14 protein-coding genes and 1 pseudogene are annotated in these 19,391 nt (G+C 62.3%); 9 read left to right on the forward strand and 6 right to left on the reverse strand.

Annotation, left to right across the window (positions count from 1 at the left end; genetic code table 11):
* The first annotated feature begins 5 nt into the window (after positions 1-5).
* The gene (locus D2V17_RS12015; RefSeq protein WP_281270576.1) at positions 6-1,232 is read left to right on the forward strand and encodes a RhtX/FptX family siderophore transporter; all 1,227 of its coding nucleotides are present in this window, start codon (positions 6-8) and stop codon (positions 1,230-1,232) included.
* Between the two features lie 44 nt (positions 1,233-1,276).
* Here the strand turns inward: D2V17_RS12015 and D2V17_RS12020 are convergent, their stop codons facing one another.
* Complete coding sequence (locus tag D2V17_RS12020) at positions 1,277-3,163, reverse strand: PAS domain-containing protein (RefSeq protein ID WP_119593133.1); 1,887 nt, start codon at positions 3,161-3,163, stop codon at positions 1,277-1,279.
* A gap of 643 nt (positions 3,164-3,806) precedes the next feature.
* Between D2V17_RS12020 and D2V17_RS22010 the strand changes: the two are divergent.
* From D2V17_RS22010 to D2V17_RS12060, 8 genes and pseudogenes are all read left to right on the forward strand, one after another.
* A pseudogene (locus D2V17_RS22010) lies at positions 3,807-4,142 on the forward strand (BapA/Bap/LapF family prefix-like domain-containing protein); the annotation flags it as partial.
* Between the two features lie 703 nt (positions 4,143-4,845).
* Positions 4,846-5,829 carry a hypothetical protein gene (locus tag D2V17_RS21785; protein WP_245978692.1) on the forward strand — a complete coding sequence of 328 codons (984 nt, stop codon included), beginning with the start codon at positions 4,846-4,848 and terminating at the stop codon, positions 5,827-5,829.
* Complete coding sequence (locus D2V17_RS21790) at positions 5,826-8,105, forward strand: Ig-like domain-containing protein (protein WP_245978693.1); 2,280 nt, start codon at positions 5,826-5,828, stop codon at positions 8,103-8,105. Before D2V17_RS21785 ends, D2V17_RS21790 begins: the two co-directional genes overlap by 4 nt.
* Before the next feature lie 91 nt (positions 8,106-8,196).
* The gene (locus D2V17_RS12040; protein ID WP_220474113.1) at positions 8,197-9,078 is read left to right on the forward strand and encodes a TolC family protein; all 882 of its coding nucleotides are present in this window, start codon (positions 8,197-8,199) and stop codon (positions 9,076-9,078) included.
* 3 nt (positions 9,079-9,081) lie between these two features.
* Positions 9,082-9,453, forward strand: coding sequence for a TolC family protein (locus tag D2V17_RS12045; protein ID WP_147367384.1), 372 nt, complete (start codon positions 9,082-9,084; stop codon positions 9,451-9,453).
* Positions 9,450-11,651 carry a type I secretion system permease/ATPase gene (locus tag D2V17_RS12050; protein ID WP_119593136.1) on the forward strand — a complete coding sequence of 734 codons (2,202 nt, stop codon included), beginning with the start codon at positions 9,450-9,452 and terminating at the stop codon, positions 11,649-11,651. Before D2V17_RS12045 ends, D2V17_RS12050 begins: the two co-directional genes overlap by 4 nt.
* The gene (locus D2V17_RS12055) at positions 11,648-12,838 is read left to right on the forward strand and encodes a beta-barrel domain-containing protein (RefSeq protein WP_119593137.1); all 1,191 of its coding nucleotides are present in this window, start codon (positions 11,648-11,650) and stop codon (positions 12,836-12,838) included. Before D2V17_RS12050 ends, D2V17_RS12055 begins: the two co-directional genes overlap by 4 nt.
* A gap of 21 nt (positions 12,839-12,859) precedes the next feature.
* Positions 12,860-15,937 (forward strand): UDP-N-acetylmuramoyl-tripeptide--D-alanyl-D-alanine ligase, encoded by a 3,078-nt coding sequence (locus D2V17_RS12060; protein ID WP_119593138.1) that lies wholly within the window; start codon positions 12,860-12,862, stop codon positions 15,935-15,937.
* Between the two features lie 162 nt (positions 15,938-16,099).
* Here the strand turns inward: D2V17_RS12060 and D2V17_RS12065 are convergent, their stop codons facing one another.
* From D2V17_RS12065 to D2V17_RS12085, 5 genes are all read right to left on the reverse strand, one after another.
* The gene (locus D2V17_RS12065) at positions 16,100-16,417 is read right to left on the reverse strand and encodes a 2Fe-2S iron-sulfur cluster-binding protein (protein ID WP_119593139.1); all 318 of its coding nucleotides are present in this window, start codon (positions 16,415-16,417) and stop codon (positions 16,100-16,102) included.
* A gap of 37 nt (positions 16,418-16,454) precedes the next feature.
* A complete protein-coding gene (locus D2V17_RS12070) occupies positions 16,455-17,090 on the reverse strand; it encodes a CoA transferase subunit B (RefSeq protein WP_119593140.1) in 636 nt (211 codons plus the stop codon).
* On the reverse strand, positions 17,087-17,797 hold the full coding sequence (locus D2V17_RS12075; protein ID WP_191229175.1) for a CoA transferase subunit A: 711 nt from the start codon (positions 17,795-17,797) through the stop codon (positions 17,087-17,089). Before D2V17_RS12075 ends, D2V17_RS12070 begins: the two co-directional genes overlap by 4 nt.
* Positions 17,797-18,723, reverse strand: coding sequence for an electron transfer flavoprotein subunit alpha/FixB family protein (locus tag D2V17_RS12080; RefSeq protein ID WP_119593142.1), 927 nt, complete (start codon positions 18,721-18,723; stop codon positions 17,797-17,799). Before D2V17_RS12080 ends, D2V17_RS12075 begins: the two co-directional genes overlap by 1 nt.
* On the reverse strand, positions 18,723-19,391 hold a 669-nt coding region (locus tag D2V17_RS12085), incomplete at its 5' end, for an electron transfer flavoprotein subunit beta/FixA family protein (protein WP_147367364.1). The genes D2V17_RS12085 and D2V17_RS12080, both read right to left, overlap by 1 nt.

Below are 19,391 nucleotides of genomic sequence, written 5' to 3' on the forward strand. Positions count from 1 at the left end.
CGATCATGCTTTCACGCGCCGAATGGCGTCTCTTCGCGCTCATTGCCTTTCTGTACATGACACAGGGCATTCCGCTCGGCCTTGCCATGGAGACCTTGCCGACTTTGCTGCGGCAGGACGGGGTCTCGCTGCAATGGCTGGCCCTGCTGCCGCTGGTCGGCCTGCCATGGATCCTTAAGTTTCTCTGGGCACCGATGGTCGACAATGTCTGGTCTCAGCGCTTCGGCAAGCGGCGCAGCTGGATCATTCCGATGCAAAGCGTGGTGCTGCTGTGCCTGTTGCTCGTGGCCGCCATCGGTCTGACCGGCCCTGCAACTCCCGTGGCCCTCGCGCTGTTCGCCCTGTCCTCGCTGGCTTCGGCCACGCAGGACACGGCTACGGACGGGCTGACGGCGGAGAATGTCCACGGGCCCGCACTTGCCAGAGCCAATGCGGTGCAGGTCGGCGGCACGATGGTAGGGTTCTTCATCGGCGGCTCGGGCTGCCTGATCCTGTCCGGGCTGTTTGGACGAACGGTCGCGCTGCTGGTCGTTGCCGCCATTGTCGGCGTGGGCCTGATGCTGGCGCTGCTGTGGCGCGAGCCCGGCACTGACCGGCAATCGCGCGAACGCCCCCGCGCCAGCCTCCTCCGCCTGATCAGGCGCCGGGGTGCCGGAGCGATCCTCGCCCTCGCCCTGCTGACGGCGGTTGCAGCAAGTTCGACTTTCGCGCTGTTCAAGCTCCTGCTGGTCGACCGCGGCTGGCCGCTCGAACAGATCGGAGCGCTCGGCATGGCGGGCGGCGTTGCGACGATCGTGATCGGTTGCGGCGGCGGCGCATGGTTGATCAACCGGGCTGGAATCCGGTTCGTCCTGATCTGCGGCCTTGCCTGCCTTGCGCTGTCCGCCGCGCTGTGGATGCAAGCAAGTGCCAGCGAGGCCGACGTCACGCAAGCGATGGCGCTGATTGCGGTCGTGGCAGGCTCAATTGGCAGTGGCAGCGTCTCGGTTGCGTTGATGACGCTTGCCATGGCCTTTGCCCAGAAGGGCGATCAGGCCGGCACGGACATGACGGGTGTGCAAAGTACGCGCGATCTGGGCGAGATGGGCGGCAGCTCCTTTGCCACCTTCATCGCCGCGTCCTTCGGATATGGCGCGGCCTTCGGCGTTGCGCTCCTGCTGCCGTTCTGCGGCGCGCTCCTGTCGCTTGGGGCCAAGCCTAAGCGGCCTCCTGGAAATCCGCGTTCACGTTGATCCGGGTATGATCACAAGATTTATCAGGGATATCGCCTCGCGTTCTACAACTGCGCAAGCGCGACAATTTTCGCAGCCTCAGGCAATGTGGAAACTCCGAGTTTCTCCATAATATGCACGCGATGCGTCTCGATGGTTCTTGGGCTCACCCCCAGTTCGCGCGCCAGCTCTTTGTTGGTCGCCCCGTCGCTCAAGCCCAAGAGCACTTCGCGTTCACGGTCGCTCAAAATCTGCATGGATTCCTTCGCCCGGCGTACCGTATCGCCTTCTCGTTGGTCTTTGCGGATCGCGCTCAAAGCGGAAGAAATAGCCTGATCCAGCCGTTCGAGAGGGTCGGTGGGCAACACGATATCCTTGATCCCCTGCTTCATTAGCTGGATCGCTGTCGAAGCATCCGCCACCTCGGAAATAACCAGCAATGGGAAGGCATAAAATTCACCCCTCAGCGCGCTGGCGAGACGGGTTGCTTCAACTCCGCCACTCGAATCCAGCAGGATTACACAGCCAGGGACGAGGCCCCGGCACACCTTGAGGAATGTATCTACTCCGTCATAGCTACGAACGTCGTAGCCGTTAGCCTGAAAGCGCCGGTTCAGAGTAACCCGGCTTTCCATTTCCCCATCAATCAGGTGGATGGTCCTGTAGCCTCCGTCCGTGATGTCTTGCGCGATGCCTCCCACCAGCCGGATCGATCCATCGGAGTCGAATATTGGGAACTTCGTGCTGCGGATCCATTTGATCGCACCATCGGTCCGTACGATCCGATATTGTTCGCGCAGGACTTCACCCGACAGAAGCCTTTCAAGGCCCGCATCCTGGTGCGCCCGATCATCGGGATGAATGGCGCAGCGCCACTGATACCAACTGAAGCCGGGCTCCGGTAACTCTCCCCAAATCGTCCGACAAGCCGGACTGGTATACTCGACGGTCTTCTTGCTTACATCGATCACCCAAATCGCGTCGGCGGAGTTTTCGGCAAAACTCCGGAACACCGCCGAAGCCTTGCTCAGAGCCGTGGAGGATTGGTGAAGATCGTCCACGTCGGTCGCAACCCCGTACCATTCGACAATTTCTCCGGTGCCGTCGCTTCGGGGTTCCGAGGTCGCTATGTGCCAACGATATTCACCGTTGCGCATTCGGAGCCGGTGATAGTGTCGAAAGGTTGCCTCGTCCCGCTGTGATCGCGCCCAGGTGTCGCGCACCGATGGCAGGTCATCAGGATGAACTGACTGCCAGACATTGTCGCTCGAAAGCCCTTCGCGCAATTTGTTGTTTGCCCAAAGAATTTCCCCTTGTGGAGAGGCCCGCCAAAGCAAGCTTGGCACGATATCGCTGACCTGGTGCAGGCCCTCCTCGCTCCCGTTTGAGCGGGCTTGCGCTTCGATCCGATCAGCTTGCGTAAGGAGCGGCACCAGGACACCGCTGATTGTCCCGGCGTCGTCATAGATCGGCGAAAGGGAGGCTGCCCAACAGCTATCGTGCGCTTCGCCTCCGGGCTGTAGTGGAACTCGCAAGGACTTCGCAAAAATCGGCTTCCCCTCCAAGGCTTCGCGAAACAGAGGCCTTAGCTGCTCCATCGATTCAGGGAGCACCGCGGCAAGAGGGCTGCCAAGAGTGTTTACCTTCCTGCGAAGTGCAGGAAGGCAAGCATCGTTGTAGAAGCAAAGCAGTTCCGCTCCCCAACATATCAAGGTCGGATGACCGGAATTGAGGATGAGATTGAGCGTAGTGCGCAAGGTCGATGGCCAGCCTTCCATCGGCCCGAGGCTGGTTGATGACCAGTCGCGTAAAGCGATCTCAGTCCCTACCTGCCCGCCACCCTGTAACCAGTTTCGGGTGCGCCCCAAACGCGTTCGATTGATGTCTTGCACAAGTGTCAATGAACCATTCCTGCTACGTCCCGGGCCCCACAGCCCAAGCAAAAAATCCATGATTTATTTTCTTTTACAGCCGCTTATTTTGATGCATCCTGTTGCCATCGCAATATATGATCAGCATTCATTCACCGGGTTTTCTCCCGTTCCATCAAATCGGAAGAGGCGATGATTTTTACCACCGAAACGGCACACGCTCGTTCTTCGTTTGCAATGATTGAGATGTCTTTCTCGCCCGTAGCAAGCGAGGCACCAGTATGCAGACCACCGAAATGTGCCGATTATCCAACATGGTAAATCCATAGCATGGTAACATTTCTTGTCAGAGCAAGTATCGCAACCTTGTGACTTCACTCATGTTCTATACCTGAAACCACTCCTAATAATTGGTTAATTCAATTAAGATTTTGGTACGGTAATTCCACGTGGAAACAACGGATGGCCACGTGGAAATACCGAGCGATGATAATCCTCATATCTGTCATCACGAAAGTGGAAAGAAGAGGATTGAAAGCGCGGTATTGTCGTAAGGCGGATGTTGTTTCGCTCACGCCCGGTATCCCTAGCATCCTCTTTGCACTGTTCTTGATGGCATACCCGATCCGCAGGGACGGTTCATTGAGGCTGGCGCCATCCACTGTCGCAGCTCGTGAGCAACGCTTCCGGCGGACCTCGGGTGACAACAGTGAGGGTGCTTGCGATGACCGATGTACTGCTGATTGCCAAGGATAGCGGAACGAGCGAAGAGCTTGTGGCCAATCTCGTCACACTTGACGAAGCGAAGATCGTCGTGCTCGGGCTTGATCGCGCCGACGTGGTCGGCTTCCGGCGCGAGGGTCAGAACCTTGTGGTGGAACTCGCCTCGGGCGAGATGGTGATTGTAGAGAACTTCTACGCCAACTGGCCAGACGGCGAGATGAGCGAACTGGTCCTGGAAGAAGAGGACGGCTCTCACTGGTGGCTCCGTGATGAAAGCGGCCTCGAATTCGCGCAATATTCCCCGCTCGATTCCCCCGAACAATTGCTGGCAGCAGACGGTGGCGGCGGAGCGGGTATCGGCATGTTACCGGTCCTCGGCGGCGCCGGTCTTCTTGGCGGACTTGCAGCCGCTGCTGGTGGAGGCGGGTCGTCCGGCCAATCTCCCTCCTCGCCTCCACCACCTCCCCCTCCCCCTCCGCCGCCGCCGCCGCCGCCGGCTCCCGAAGCCTTTCTGGAAAACGACACCGGCTTTTCTGACGAAGATGGCATTACCAACGATCCAACCGTGATCGTGACCGGACTGGCAGTCGGCGCAACCTACGAATACAGCCTCGACGGCGGAGCCACGTGGACCGCTGGCACAGGCGGCAGCTTCGAACTGCCTGAGGGGAGTTACAATGACGGCGATGTCCTGGTTCGCCAGGTCGTCGCAGGGGCCCCCGCGAGCACGCCGATATCGGTCGGCCCGGTTACAGTAGACCTGTCCGCACCACCTCCGCCCGGTGCCGTGCTCGAAAACGACACCGGCGCTTCATCGGACGACGGCGTGACGAGCGACGGCACGGTCCTGGTGCCTGATCTGGACCCGGCCAACACCTGGGAATTCAGCCTCGATGGCGGCGAAACCTGGACTGCGGGTACTGGCTCCAGCTTCGAGTTGCCCGATGGAACCTATTCCGACGGGGATGTGTTGGTCCGCCAAATCGACGCCGCCGGCAATACTAGCGAAATCTCCGCCCTCGGCGCGGTGACGATCACTGATGATACTGACGCAGACGCTGATGCTGACGCAGACGCCGATGCTGACGCAGACGCCGATGCTGACGCAGACGCCGATGCTGACGCAGACGCTGACGCCGATGCTGACGCCGATGCTGACGCAGACGCTGACGCCGATGCTGACGCCGATGCCGATGCTGACGCTGACGCAGACGCCGATGCTGACGCAGACGCTGACGCTGACGCTGATGCTGACGCAGACGCCGATGCTGACGCAGATGCCGACGCTGATGCTGACGCTGACGCCGATGCCGATGCTGACGCTGACGCTGACGCTGACGCAGACGCTGACGCTGACGCTGACGCCGATGCTGACGCTGACGCAGACGCTGACGCAGACGCCGATGCTGACGCTGACGCTGACGCCGATGCTGACGCCGATGCCGATGCTGACGCAGATGCAGACGCTGACGCTGATGCTGACGCAGACGCTGACGCTGACGCTGACGCTGACGCCGATGCTGACGCTGACGCTGACGCTGACGCTGACGCCGATGCTGACGCCGATGCCGATGCTGACGCAGACGCTGACGCCGATGCTGACGCAGACGCCGATGCTGACGCAGACGCTGACGCCGATGCTGACGCAGACGCCGATGCTGACGCTGACGCTGACGCAGATGCTGACGCCGATGCTGACGCTGACGCTGACGCAGATGCTGATGCTGATGCTGACGCTGACGCTGACGCAGACGCAGACGCAGACGCAGATGCTGACGCCGATGCTGACGCCGATGCAGATGCCGATGCCGATGCCGACGCAGATGCTGACGCTGACGCAGATGCTGACGCTGACGCTGACGCAGATGCTGACGCTGACGCAGATGCTGACGCTGATGCTGACGCTGACGCAGATGCTGACGCTGATGCCGACGCAGACGCCGATGCCGATGCCGATGCCGATGCCGATGCCGATGCCGACGCTGATGCTGACCTCGGGGCCGAGGACGATATCGCCAACTTGACCGTCGCGGTCGAACTTGAAGAAGTTACCTACTCCGCCAGCGAAACCGGCAGTGGGCTTGTCTCGGTCGGCGCGCTGGGCCTTGGCCTCGCGATCAACGAGAGCGTTCCGGTTCTCGCGTTCACTGTCGATGCCGGCCACAGCACCGATGTCGATGCCACTCTTTCGACCTCGGGCCTCTTGGACATAAACCTTCTCGGCGACGTGCAACTGGTCCTGCAGCAATACGATGCCGGCACCGGAGAATGGACGAATGTCACCAGTGTGGGCAACGGCGGCCTGCTCGACATCACGCTGCTTGGGACCGACGACGTAGCCGAAGTCTCGATCGATGGGCTTGGCGAAGGGCAATATCGCCTGGTCACAGCGAGCAACTCTCTGATCGATCTTGGAGCGCTCAGCTCAGTTACGCTTGCGGCCGACTTTACCGACCAGAGCTACATCAGCACCGGCACGGCGAGCGGCGACGTCCATGACAACGACGCCCTGAGCACCACTACAGTGGTTTCGGTCGAAGGACCGAGCGGGACGACAACCGTGCCGAGCACGGGAACGGTCGCGGTATCGGGTCTTTACGGCACCCTGCTTATCGCCGCTGATGGCTCCTACACCTACACGGCAGACCCGAATGTTGTGATCAACACGCCGCAGCAGGAGGTGTTCACCGTTTCGCTCAGCGACGGATCGATAAGCGAAATGTCGACGCTGACCTTCAATCTGGCACCGGACGAAACGCCTCCCACCGCACCGGCTGCCGAAATCTCGGCTGATGGAACCACGGTGTCGGGTGGTCCAGGGGCCGCGGAACCCGGCTCGACGGTCACTGTATTCGGTCCGGGCGGTGTCCCGATCGGATCGGCGATCGCCGGAAGCGATGGCAGCTACGCCATCGTACTCGATGATCCGCAGGTGGACGGCGAGGCCCTGACGGTTACGGCGACCGATAATCCCGGCAACAGTTCGGGGGGTACGCCAGTTGATGCGCCGGACCTTTTCGCTCCGCCGACACCCACCGCCGCCATCTCGACCGACGGCACAACCGTCACTGGTCTGGCCGAAGCAGGATCGACTGTGACCGTGCTTGGCGCGGACGGTCTAACCGTGCTTGGCACTGCCACGGCAGATGCAGGCGGCGCTTACTCGATCACCCTGTCCACATCGCAGATCGATGGTGAAACGATCACCGTGACGGCAGGGGATGCCGGAGGAACCTCGCTGCCAACGGCCCTCACCGCACCCGATCTCTACTTCGCGATCGACAACGAGGTGACGCTGGCTCTCGACGTGACGCCAACCATCACCAGCAACCCGTCAGCGACGGAAACTGCCGGTACGGTACTCAGTCTGTCGGCGCTCTCTGGTGTGATCGATATCGCGCTCTTGCAGAGCAACAGCGTCATGGCGTTCGACGTTCCCGAATATGCCACACGCGATGTCACACTCGATGGCAGTGGCTCAGCGCTCGCAGCTGTCAGTCTGAGCGATGCAGATTTCGATCTGATCGTCTTTGCCGAGCGCGACGGTGTGGTGACCGAATTCGCACGCGTCACCAACTGGTTGGACTATGATCCCGGCATCCTCGGCATTTTGCTGCCAAGCTGGGATGCCACGGGGCCAGTACCTCTCGAACTGGAGGGCGGAGCAACCTATTATGTTCTGCTGGCAAATTCCCAGGCCGTGCTGAACCTGAACCTGCTCGGTTCAGTCACGGTTTCCACTTCCGACGACTTGACGACCGACTTCGGCGATCCGCAAAGCGCCAGCGGTAGCGTCAGCGGCAATGTCATCACCGATGACGGAGCCGGCGGGACGGACGTGGTCCAGCCGGGCACCAACGTTGCCGAGGTTGAAGGTATCACCATAGCCGGAGCGAATACGGAGGTCGCCGGCACCTATGGCACGCTCTCAATCGATCCTGATGGCAGCTATACCTACACGATCGATCCCGCCTTCGATGGCCAGTATGGTCAGAGCGACACGTTCAGCTACACATTGGAGGCGCCTGACGGTTCAACCGAGACGGCCCATCTGATCGTAACGCTCGAACTGGCAGGGCAACCAGCGGTCATGGCCTTTGCCGAAACCGGGCTGCTGGAGAGCGATGGGCTGACCTTCGCGCTCAGCACTGAACCCGACGACAGCGGATCCGGTGGCGGCGAAGAAGGATCGGGCAGCTCCACTGCATCCACCGATCCGACCGATGCGCCGCCTGTCGTCGAATACGATACGACCTCGCCCCTTGGCGGACTGGATGATCCGCTCGAACAGCAGGTCTGACTTGGAAGCCGGTCAGGGCCCTGTGATAACAACCATGGGCCGTGCCCGCGGCGCGCTGGCTATTGCTTGCGCGGGCACGGCCCTAATGGGCATGCAACCGGCGTCGGCGCAGGATTCCTCCTGGACCGATGCGATTCTCGATCTGCCCACCGCGGCGCGCGAAGCGGTGGCCTGGCACCCCACCGTGGCGCGGGCCGCCGACCAGCTCAATGCGCAGGAGCAACGGATCGGCGAGGTGCGTTCCGCATTGTATCCCCAGGTCACGGGCGGGGTTGGACTCGGTTACGACTCCACTCTGCGCAATGACTGGCGTCCGAGCGCAAATATCGGCGTCAGTCAGCGGCTGCTGGATTTCGGAAAACTCGACAGCCTGACCGACATCGAGCGCGCCGGCGTGCGTGTGGCGCGCGCGCAGGTGCTGCTTTCCGTCGATACCTTGCTTCACGACACGGCGTTCAGCGTGATCGAGATCCTGCGCGGCGAAATGCTGCACGCCGCTGCGAGCGAGCAGGTCGAGCGGGTGCGAGCCATCGGCAACCTGGTTGATGCCCGCGCCGCACGCGGGGCGGCCACACGGTCTGACGCGTTGCAGACTCAATCGCGCGTCGATGCCGCGCAATCCACCATCCAGCAGATCAAGGCCGAACTGCTGCGCTGGCAGACCAACCTTGGCTTTCTGCTCGGCCGCGAGGTGGCGCCACCCGTGTCCTCCACCTTGCCCGAAAGCTTCGACAATGCATGTGGTGCAAACCTCGAAGCCCTCGATGCACCGCCCCTGATGCAGGAAGCACGCGCACGGCTCGATCAGGCCGAAGCCCGGTTGCGCAATGAGAGGGTTGGCAGGATGCCAACCATAAGTGTCGGCGGCAGCGGTCGAAGCGACTTGCTCGATCCGCTAGGTGAAGACCGGGCCCGCTACGACTTTGGCATCAGGGTGGAATCGTCGCTCTTCGACGGCGGTGCCTATCGTTGACGCGTGCGCGGGGCGCAGATGGCGCAGTCGGCGGCAGCCGCCGATTTTGCCGCGGCCCGGCTCGAAACCGAACGCACTTTCGCTGAAGCACGGGCTCAGGAACGCGCACTGGAGGATCGCGCTGTCACGCTTGCGCGCCGCTATTCGACAATGGAACGAACGCGCGAGCTATACCGCCTGCAATATCTCGAACTGGGCACACGTACGCTGGTCGACCTGCTCAACGCCGATCAGGAATTAAGCCAGATCCGCTTCGACGAGATCAACGCCCGCTACGACCTCGCCCGGCTCGCGGTGGTCTGCCTCCATTCGGGCGGACGGCTTCGCGAAGCGCTCGGTCTGACCGGGGAAGATCTCCGTGGGGTTCGACTATGACGGCCTTTCAACCGATCCAGATTCCGGCGCCTCCGGCCAAGCCAACCTTGCAAGAGAACGAGCGATGGCTTGAGGCGCTGCGTTTCCTTGCCCGGCACCATGGCCTTACCCTGTCCGAACAATCCGCGCGGCTGGCCGGGCAATGGGACGACAGCCACACATTCGAAGATCGGGTTGCCACCATGGCCCGCAGGCTTGGTCTTCGCGTGACCTTCAGCGATCCTGCCAGCTTGCGACTGAGCAGCCTGCACCTGCCTCTGCTGGCCGAAATGCGGGACGGTTCACTTGCTTTGGTCAGTGCGATTTCCGCAGGCGAAGTCGTCGTGGCGCCAGCCGATTGCCCCGCCCTGCCCCATCGCATGTTGCTCGAAGAATTCGGCAGCAAGGCCCTGCGCTATATTCAGGCACGGCCCGCCGGAGGCCTGAGCGATGAGCGCGTGGATCTCTATGTTAAGCCCTATGACGAAGGCTGGCTGCGGCGCATTCTGACTGCCGACCTGCCCCGCTATGGCCATGTGCTGCTCGCCAGCTTCATCTGCAACGTGCTCGCACTCGCCGGCATCGTTTTCTCGATGCAGGTCTACGACCGCGTCGTGCCCGCCGAATCCATGCCCACACTGATGGTGCTCTTCCTCGGCGTGGTGCTGGCCATAGCGCTCGATTTCATCCTGCGCCGTATGCGCATGACCATCGTCGACGTACTCGGCAAGCGAGCCGACCTGCGGATGTCGGATCTGGTCTTCGGGCATGCCCTGCGCGTGAAGGCCAGCGCGCGCCCGCAGTCGACCGGTTCATTCATCGCCCAGCTGCGCGATCTGGAGCAGGTCCGCGAGGTGCTCGGATCCACCACGCTCGCAGCGGTGGCCGACATCCCGTTCTTCATCCTGTTCGCAGCGGTCATGTTCTATCTGGTCGGCGCATTGGCGCTGGTGCCGCTGGGCGCATTGGTGCTGCTGGTGGTTCCGGGGCTGCTCGCCCAGCGGCGGATGCGCGAGCATGCGACGGCCGCAATGCGCGAAGCCTCACTGCGCAACGCCATGCTGGTCGAAGCCGTGCAGGGGCTTGAAGATATCAAGACATTGCAGGCCGAGGAGCGGTTCCAGCGCCAATGGCGTCACTACACCGAGGTGGCGGGCGAAGCGCAGCTCAGGCTGCGCGGGCTTACCAACGGGCTGACCGTGTGGACACACAACGTTCAATCGGGTGTCTATGCCACGATCATTTTCGTTGGTGCGCCGATGGTCATCGCCGGCGACATCACCACGGGCGTGCTGGTGGGAGCCTCGGTGCTGGGGTCGCGCATGCTGGCCCCGATGGCGCATCTCACACAGGTGTTCAGCCGCCTCCAGCAAGCGCGGATCGGGGCCCGCAGCCTCGATGCGATTATGCAATTGCCGGTCGATCATCCCGAGGGCGAAAGCCGCATCGCGCTGCCCAGTGCCTCGGGCGAGCTGGCGCTGCGCCATACCCGGTTCGGCTATGAGCCCAGCCGGCCCATTCTGGCGATCGATGACCTCACCATCGCGCCGGGCGAACGAATAGCACTGTTGGGCCGTAACGGCGCGGGTAAGTCCACGCTGCTCCAAGGCCTGTCGGGTCTGCTCGATCCGCTCGAAGGGCAGATCCTTCTCGACGGGCTCAACCTGGCGCAGATCGACCCTGCGGATTCGCGGCGCGAGGTGGGCTTGCTTGGCGCAAACTCGCGGCTGTTCCATGGCACGATCCGGGAAAACCTAACGCTGGGCGCACCGCTCGCAAGCGACGAGGCAATCATGCGCGCACTTGCCGCGGTAGGAGCTGACCGGTTCGTGAGCGGCCTGCAAAGCGGCCTCGACTATCGCCTGCGCGAAGGGGGAGGAGGTCTGTCAGCCGGACAGGCGCAGGCGCTGCTGCTGGCCCGCCTGCTGCTGCGGGAGCCTACCGTCCTCCTGCTCGACGAGCCGAGCGCGGCCATGGACGAGTTGACCGAACGCCACTTTGTCGAGCAGCTGGGTGCCTGGAGCCGTGGCCGAACGCTGGTGATCGCTACACACCGCACCCGCCTGCTCGATGTGGTCGACCGGGTGATCGTGCTCGACAAGGGCCGCATCGCCTCCGACCAGCCGCGCGCGCGCTTTCTCGCCACCCAGGCCCGCGCCGCCGCGATACAGGCGCAAACCAGTTCAGAAGCGCGGGCCCAAGCGGGAGGCACACGATGAGCACCGCTCCGGCAGATCTCGGCCCCAATTTCGAGAACCTGTTCGACGAGCGTCGCCTCAGGCGCAGCACACGCGTGGTATCGGTGGCGCTGGCCGGGCTGCTGGCCTTTCTGGCCTGGGCCTATCTCGCCACGCTCGACGAGGTCGCCAGCGGCTCGGGCCGTGTCATTCCCACCAGCCGCGAGCAAACGATCCAGTCGCTTGAGGGCGGCATCCTGTCCAAACTGATGGTGCAGCAGGATGATCTGGTCTCGCCGGGCCAGGTCGTGGCCCAGCTCGATCCGACCCGCTCTGGCGCCGAGGTCGAGGAAAGCGAGGCCCGTTACACCGCGGTGCAGGCGAAGGTTGCCCGGCTCGAAGCTGAAGTGGCGCAACTGCCCATCACCTTCCCCGATAGCCTCGACGGCTTCGCTTCGTTGCGTGCCACCGAACAGCGCCTTTACGAAACTCGGCGGCGCAGCGTGGACCAGTCGATAGCGCTGGTGGATCGGTCTCTGGCGCTGATCACCCAGGAGCTGAACATTGCCCGGTCACTGGTCGAGGTCGGGGCGGCCAGCAATGTCGAGGTGATCCGCCTGCGCCGCGAACAAGCCGAGCTGGAACTGCGCAAGGCGGATATTCGCTCCGAATACATGGTGCAGGCACGCGAGGAGCTGAGCCAGGCACGAGAAGAAATGGAATCGCTCTCGCCGATCGTACGGGGGCGCAACTTTTCGCTCGAAACGCTGACCCTGCGCGCGCCCGTGCGGGGCATCGTGAAGAGCGTCGATGTGTCGACCATCGGCGGGGTGGTGCCACCGGGCGGGCTGTTGATGACCATCACCCCGGTCGATGACCAATTGCTGATCGAGGCGCGAATGTCGCCCCGCGATATCGCCTTCATCCACCCCGGCCAGCGGGCCACTGTCAAGGTGACGGCCTACGACAGCGCCATTTACGGCTCGCTCGAAGGTGACGTCACTTCGATCTCGCCCGATACCATTCAGGACCAGGCCGATCCGTCGATCTATTATTACCGCGTTTTCGTGCGCACCAGCGCCGACGCTCTCACCGACCGGGCCGGTGCTCCGCTCCGCATCGTGCCGGGCATGATCGCCACCGTCGATATCCACACCGGCAGCAAGACAGTGCTGCAATATCTGATGAAGCCGCTTAACCGGGCCCGCGAGGCCCTGCGCGAGCGATAGAACCTTGCGGGGTGAAATAGCATGGACACGGCAAGGCTCATTGCCCGAATGAACGATGCGGCTGCCGCGGCAGCGCGCGCCCTGCCCGGATCGGATCGCTTCGCGCTGTTTTTGTCGGCAAGTGATGGCTCCGCGCGCGCGGTGACTGTCAATGCCACGGCCGATAGCTTCGCGAAGGCTTGGTCCGCTTGTGCCGAACAGCTCGCCAAACGCCAGCCTGAGGCACGCTGGTTGCGCCTCGACTGGGTGGAAGACCTGTCCCTCACCACCGTCGCCGGCCTCAAGCAACAAGTCGAAGGGACCAAGCGCAACTATTTTCGCCACGGCATAGCGTTCGATGCCGACCTTGAGACAGCCTTTCTCGAAACTGAGTTGAACGCGAACGCCATGCTCTATGGGGGCAACAAGCTCGATCATGGCGTGCTCAACGAGCGCAACTTCACACGCTATGCCCGGCAGCGTCATCCCGGTGCCCAGCTCGACCTGCGCGACGATGCGCCCCTGTGGCTGTTTAGCACCGGCGGGCTGTTTCTTGCCGCCGATGATCCCGCCCCCATCCCGCTCCACGGCACCGGTCGCAATGCAGGGCGTCGCCGGGTTGATCGGCTTGGGATTGCCGATCTCGACAGCCTGATCACCGCAGGCTCAACCTATCTCGCGCGGCAGGTGGATGCGGACGGGCGCTTTGCCTATGGCTGGCACCCTTGTTTCGACCGCCCGATCCTCACCTACAACAGCCTGCGCCACGCCAGCACGCTGCATTCGATGCTTGAGGCCTACGAGGTGCGGCCCTCCGCTCCTCTGGCAGCGGCGATCGAGCGTGCGACCGAATACCTCGCCACCCGGCTCGTGCGATCTTCCACGGTTCACGAGCAGCAGCTGGCCTTCGTGGTAGAGGACAATGGCGAGATCAAGCTCGGGGCGAGCGGCGTGTGTCTGCTCGCGCTGGTGAAACATGCCGAACTGTTCAGGACAGACCGTTATCGTGCCCTGCTCGACGCGCTGGGCAATGGCATCCTTCACATGCAGGACCGCGAGAGCGGCGGCTTTGCCCATGTCCTCAGCTACCCCGCGCTGGAGCTGAAGGAGAAATTCCGCATCATCTACTACGATGGCGAGGCCGCCTTCGGCCTGATGCGGCTTTACGGCCTGACCGGAGAAGCGCGCTGGCTGGCGGCAGTAGAGCGAGCTTTCTCGTACTTCCTCCAGCATCGCCACTGGCGCGCGCACGATCACTGGCTGGGCTATGCCGCCAGCGAGCTGATAAAGTACCGGCCCAATGCAGCCTATTTCCGCTTCGGCCTGCGCAACGTGCGCTCGCACCTGGGTTTCGTGCTTGATCGCATCACGACCTTTCCCACTCTGCTGGAACTGATGATCTCGTCCGCACAACTGATTGCACAATTGCGCGAGGCTCCAGCTGCGCGGCATTTGCTGCGCGAGATCGATCTGCCCACATTCTATGAAGCTTTGCACTTTCGCGCGCACTATCTGCTCAATGGTCATTTCTGGCCCGAGCTGGCGATGTTCTACCGGCGGCCGGATCGGATCGAAGGCAGTTTTTTCATCCGTCACCACGCCTTCCGCGTGCGCATCGACGATGTCGAGCACTACCTCTCAGGCCTGATCGGCTATCGCCGCTTCCTTCAGGAAAGCGGCGAGGCATATCCCGCCGATCCGGCCCGGCTGGAATGGCGTCCGCCGCAAGAGAGCGGCTGGAACGCGCGCAACTTGCCCCTCGCTACGGGCGGTGTCTGGCAAAATCCGCCTCCGCTCAGATGGAGTGCCACGGGCGTCTGCATTCATCGCGGCGGCTTCACGCCGGGCCGGATAGCCGCCGTGCGGCTACGCAAGGGCGAAAAGGGCCTCACCCCTGACGATATTGCGAAAGAACCGGTCAAACCCGCTGCCGTACTGGTCAGCAATCCGGCGGGGATTGAGGGCACCGTTCCGAAGCTCTGGGTCGAAAATCCGCAGACTGCGGTGCTTGATATGGCACGCTATGCCCGTGCCCGTTTCGGTGGACGGGTGATCGGCGTTACCGGGAGCGCAGGGAAGACCACCACCGTCGCCATGATGGCCCATGCCCTGCGCTCTTATGGCCTGGTGGGCCAGACCAGCAGCAATGCCAACCTGCCGCTGGGAGTCGCGTGGAACCTTGCCTCGATGCGCTGGGACGATCCCCATATTGTGATCGAGATGGGCGTCGGTCGCATGGAACAAAGTGCCGCCCTCGCGAGGCCAGATGTGGCGGTTTTCACCACCATCGCACCGGCGCACCTCGAATATCACAATACCCTTGAGGGCGTTGCCTTACGAAAAAGCCGGATGTTTCTCGGAATGAAGCCCGGCGCGCTGGCGGTGCTCAACCGCGAGATGCCGGAATGGGAAACAGTCGCCAAGGCCGCCCTGCGACGAAAGCTCAGGCTGTGCAACTATGGCCGTTCGGCAGAATGCCCATACCGCCTGCTGGAATACAACCAGGCATCTGGCGAAGTGACCGCAGACATTCGCGGCAAGAAAGTCCGCTATACTCTGGGCGCGCCTGGCGAGCATATGGCGCTGAATTCACTGGCAGTTATCGCTGCGACTTGCGAAATGGGGCACGATCCCGAGCTGGCACTTTTCCAGCTTGCAAGTTTTCAACCAGTCGCTGGTCGGGGTGCGCGCAAGAAGCTGCTTCTGGAGGGAAAATCCATCGTCGCAATCGACGACAGCTATAACGCCAACCCCGCCTCAATGAAGGCGGCCCTGCATCAACTCGGTGGTGAACAGACGGACGGACGCAAAATCGCCGTTTTGGGAGAGATGGCAGAACTCGGTGAAGACACCATTCAGTTCCACACCGAGCTTGCCACTGTCATTCGGGCGGTGGACATAGATCGCGTCTATGTCATGGGAAAAAGCTACGCTGCCTTTTGCCGCGATATGCCGGGACACTTGCATGCCGGTCACACAGATTCCCATGAAGAAATGGCCGCTTGGCTCAGAAGAGATATCCGTGCGGGTGATTGCATCCTTTTCAAAGGATCCGCCGTTGCGAAGATGGGCAGTGTATTGAAGCGGCTGGGCGCTATTGAATCGGATTCCCAAGCATAGGCTTCCGTCCCCAATTTAGGCAGGGCGTTCAGATCCCGCCAAGCCTGCCCCATCGCCACCCCGGCATTCTCGCACCGTCCTCACCGCCTCAAGCTTGAACTGACACCGCAACATCCATGGACCTCCCGCCATGCTCCCGAAGTCCATCGAAATGCTCGATGCTCAATCCTCTTTGGCAATCCTGACCTTCAGGCCATCGTGCGCCGTGCTCAGCGATATCTGGCAGGAGAGCCGCGAGGTCGCATCGCGATGATCGGAACTGTCGAGCAGGTCATCCTCGTCCTCGCTCATCTCGGACAATCGGCCTGCAAACGCGGGATCGATATGAACGTGGCACGTCGCGCAGGAACAGCAGCCGCCGCACAGCGCGAGCAACTGGTCGAAGCCGTTGTCGCGAATAGCCTCCATCAATGTCAGCCCTTCCTCGGCCTCGATTTCGTGAGCCTCGCCTTCGCGGTCGGTAACGGTGAGCTTGATCATATTGATTTCCTTGCAAGAGCCCGGAACACCGGCTCGCCTATGATAGGTAAATTGCATTTGTCCTGGCCGACACTTCGTCGGCAGTCACACCCGGCGCCAGCTCGATCAGCCTGAACGGCGAGGAATGGTCAGGACGCTGAAACACCGCGAGGTCGGTGATCAGCATGTCGATCACATTTTTGCCGGTCAGCGGCAAGGTGCACTCAGGTATAAACTTGGGTTCACCGTGCTTGGAGACATGCTCCATCACGCAGATGATCTTCTTCACCCCGGCGACCAGATCCATCGCTCCGCCCATCCCCTTGATAAGTTTACCGGGGATCATCCAATTGGCGATATCGCCATTCTGGCTGACTTCCATCGCACCGAGCACGGTCAAGTCGATATGGCCGCCGCGGATCATCGCGAAGCTCTGCGCGCTGTCGAAATAAGCGCTGTGCGGAAGTTCGCTGATTGTCTGCTTGCCGGCGTTGATAAGGTCGGCGTCGACCTCGTCAGGATAGGGGAACGGGCCGATCCCGAGCATCCCGTTCTCGCTTTGCAGCGTGACGTGGATATTCTCGGGAATGTGATTGGCCACCAGCGTCGGAATGCCGATGCCGAGGTTGACGTAGAAGCCGTCCTGCAATTCCTGCGCAGCACGGGCAGCCATCTGGTCACGCGTCCAGCTCATCGGGTGCTCTCCCTTTCGCGCGTGGTCACGAATTCGATCTTCTTGTCGTAAGGCGCGCCCATCACCATGCGCTGGACATAAACGCCGGGCAGGTGGATCTGGTCGGGATCGAGCGATCCGGCGGGCACGATTTCCTCGACCTCGACCACCGCGATCTTGCCGCAGGTGAGCGCGGGCAGGTTGAAGTTGCGCGCGGTCTTGCGGAACACCAGATTGCCGGTCTCGTCGGCCTTCCATGCCTTGGCAATCGCAAGGTCAGCGAAGATTCCGCGCTCAAGCACATAGTCTTCACCGTCGAAGCTCTTGATCTCCTTGCCCTCGGCCACCAACGTGCCGAAGCCGGTCCTCGTATAGAAACCGGGAATGCCCGCGCCGCCAGCGCGCATCCGCTCGGCCAGCGTGCCCTGGGGACAGAACTCCACCTCCAACTCGCCCGCAAGATACTGGCGTTCGAACTCCTTGTTCTCACCGACGTAGCTCGAGATCATCTTCTTTACCTGCCGCGTGCGCAGCAACATGCCGATGCCCTCGTTGTCGATCCCGGCATTGTTCGAGGCGAAGGTGAGATCCTTCACCCCAGAGGTCTGGATCGCCTTCAGCAAACGCTCGGGAATGCCGCAGAGGCCGAACCCGCCCGAGGCGATCAGCATGCCATCGTGGAGCACGCCTTGCAGCGCCGCTTCGGCGGAAGGATAGAGCTTGTTCATCAGAGCTTTCCGGCCAATTCCGGCACGGCTTCGAACAGATCGGCCACCAGCCCCAGGTCGGCGACCTGGAAGATCGGCGCATCGGGGTCCTTGTTGATCGCCACGATCACCTTGGAGTCCTTCATCCCCGCAAGGTGCTGGATCGCGCCCGAAATGCCCACGGCAACGTAAAGCTCCGGCGCGACGATCTTGCCGGTCTGGCCGACCTGATAGTCGTTGGGCACATAGCCCGCGTCCACCGCCGCGCGGCTCGCGCCGATGGCAGCGCCAAGCTTGTCGGCCAGCGGGGTGACGATCTCCTGGAAGGTCTCGCCGTCCTTCAGCGCACGGCCACCCGATACGATGGTCTTGGCGCTGGTCAGTTCGGGGCGGTCGCTCTTCACTGCTTCGAGGCCGACGAAGCTCGACAGGCCCGCATCGCCGGGGCCGCTCACCGACTCGACGCTGGCCGAGCCGCCCTCTGCGTCCGCCTTGTCGAAGGCGGTGGTGCGCACGGTGATCACCAGCTTGGCATCGCTCGATTCGACCGTCGCGATGGCGTTGCCGGCGTAGATCGGGCGGGTGAAGCTCTTCGGACCTTCGACCGAGAGAATGTCCGACACCTGCATCACGTCAAGCAGCGCAGCCACACGCGGGGCGACGTTCTTGCCGGTGGTGGTGGCAGGCGCGAGGAAGGCATCGTAGCCGTCCATCAGACCCGCCACGAGCGGGGCGACGTTCTCGGCCAGCATATCGGCATAGGCGGCGTCGCCAGCGTGGAGCACCTTCTCGACACCGGCAATCTTGGCGGCCTCGTCAGCCGCGCCTTGCGCACCGGCCACGAGCACATGCACCTGACCACCAAGCTGCGCGGCAGCGGTGACGGCAGACAGCGTGGCGGGCGCCACCGCGCCATCCGAAAGTTCAGCGAGTACGAGGGCAGTCATCAGGCAACTCCCAGGGATTTAAGCTTGGCAACCAGCGTATCGACATCGGGGACGATCTCGCCCGCCTGCCGCACGGGCGGTTCGCCCACGTGGGTGGTCTTGAGGCGCGGGGTGACGTCGACGCCAAAATCGTCGGGCGTCTTGGTGTCGAGCGGCTTCTTCTTCGCCTTCATGATGTTCGGCAGCGAGGCATAGCGCGGCTCGTTCAGGCGCAGGTCGGTGGTGACGATCGCCGGCAGGGCCAGTTTCACCGTCTCCAGACCGCCGTCGACCTCGCGGGTGACGCTGACATGATCGCCGTCGATGGCGACCTTCGAGGCGAAGGTGCCCTGCGGACGGCCCATCAGGGCGGCGAGCATCTGCCCGGTCTGGTTCGAATCGTCGTCAATCGCCTGCTTGCCGAGCATTACAATGCCCGGCTGTTCGGCCTCGGCAATCGCCTTGAGGATTTTGGCAACCGCCAGCGGTTCGACCTCGGCGTCGGTCTCGACGAGGATCGCGCGGTCGGCACCCATGGCGAGCGCGGTGCGCAGCGTTTCCTGCGCCTTGGCCGGGCCGATCGAGACGGCGATCACTTCTTCGGCAGCGCCCGCTTCCTTCAAACGGATCGCCTCTTCGACGGCGATCTCGTCAAACGGGTTCATGCTCATCTTGACGTTGGCGAGGTC

Source organism: Aurantiacibacter xanthus, from assembly GCF_003584015.1.
Taxonomy (GTDB): Bacteria; Pseudomonadota; Alphaproteobacteria; order Sphingomonadales; family Sphingomonadaceae; genus Alteraurantiacibacter; species Alteraurantiacibacter xanthus.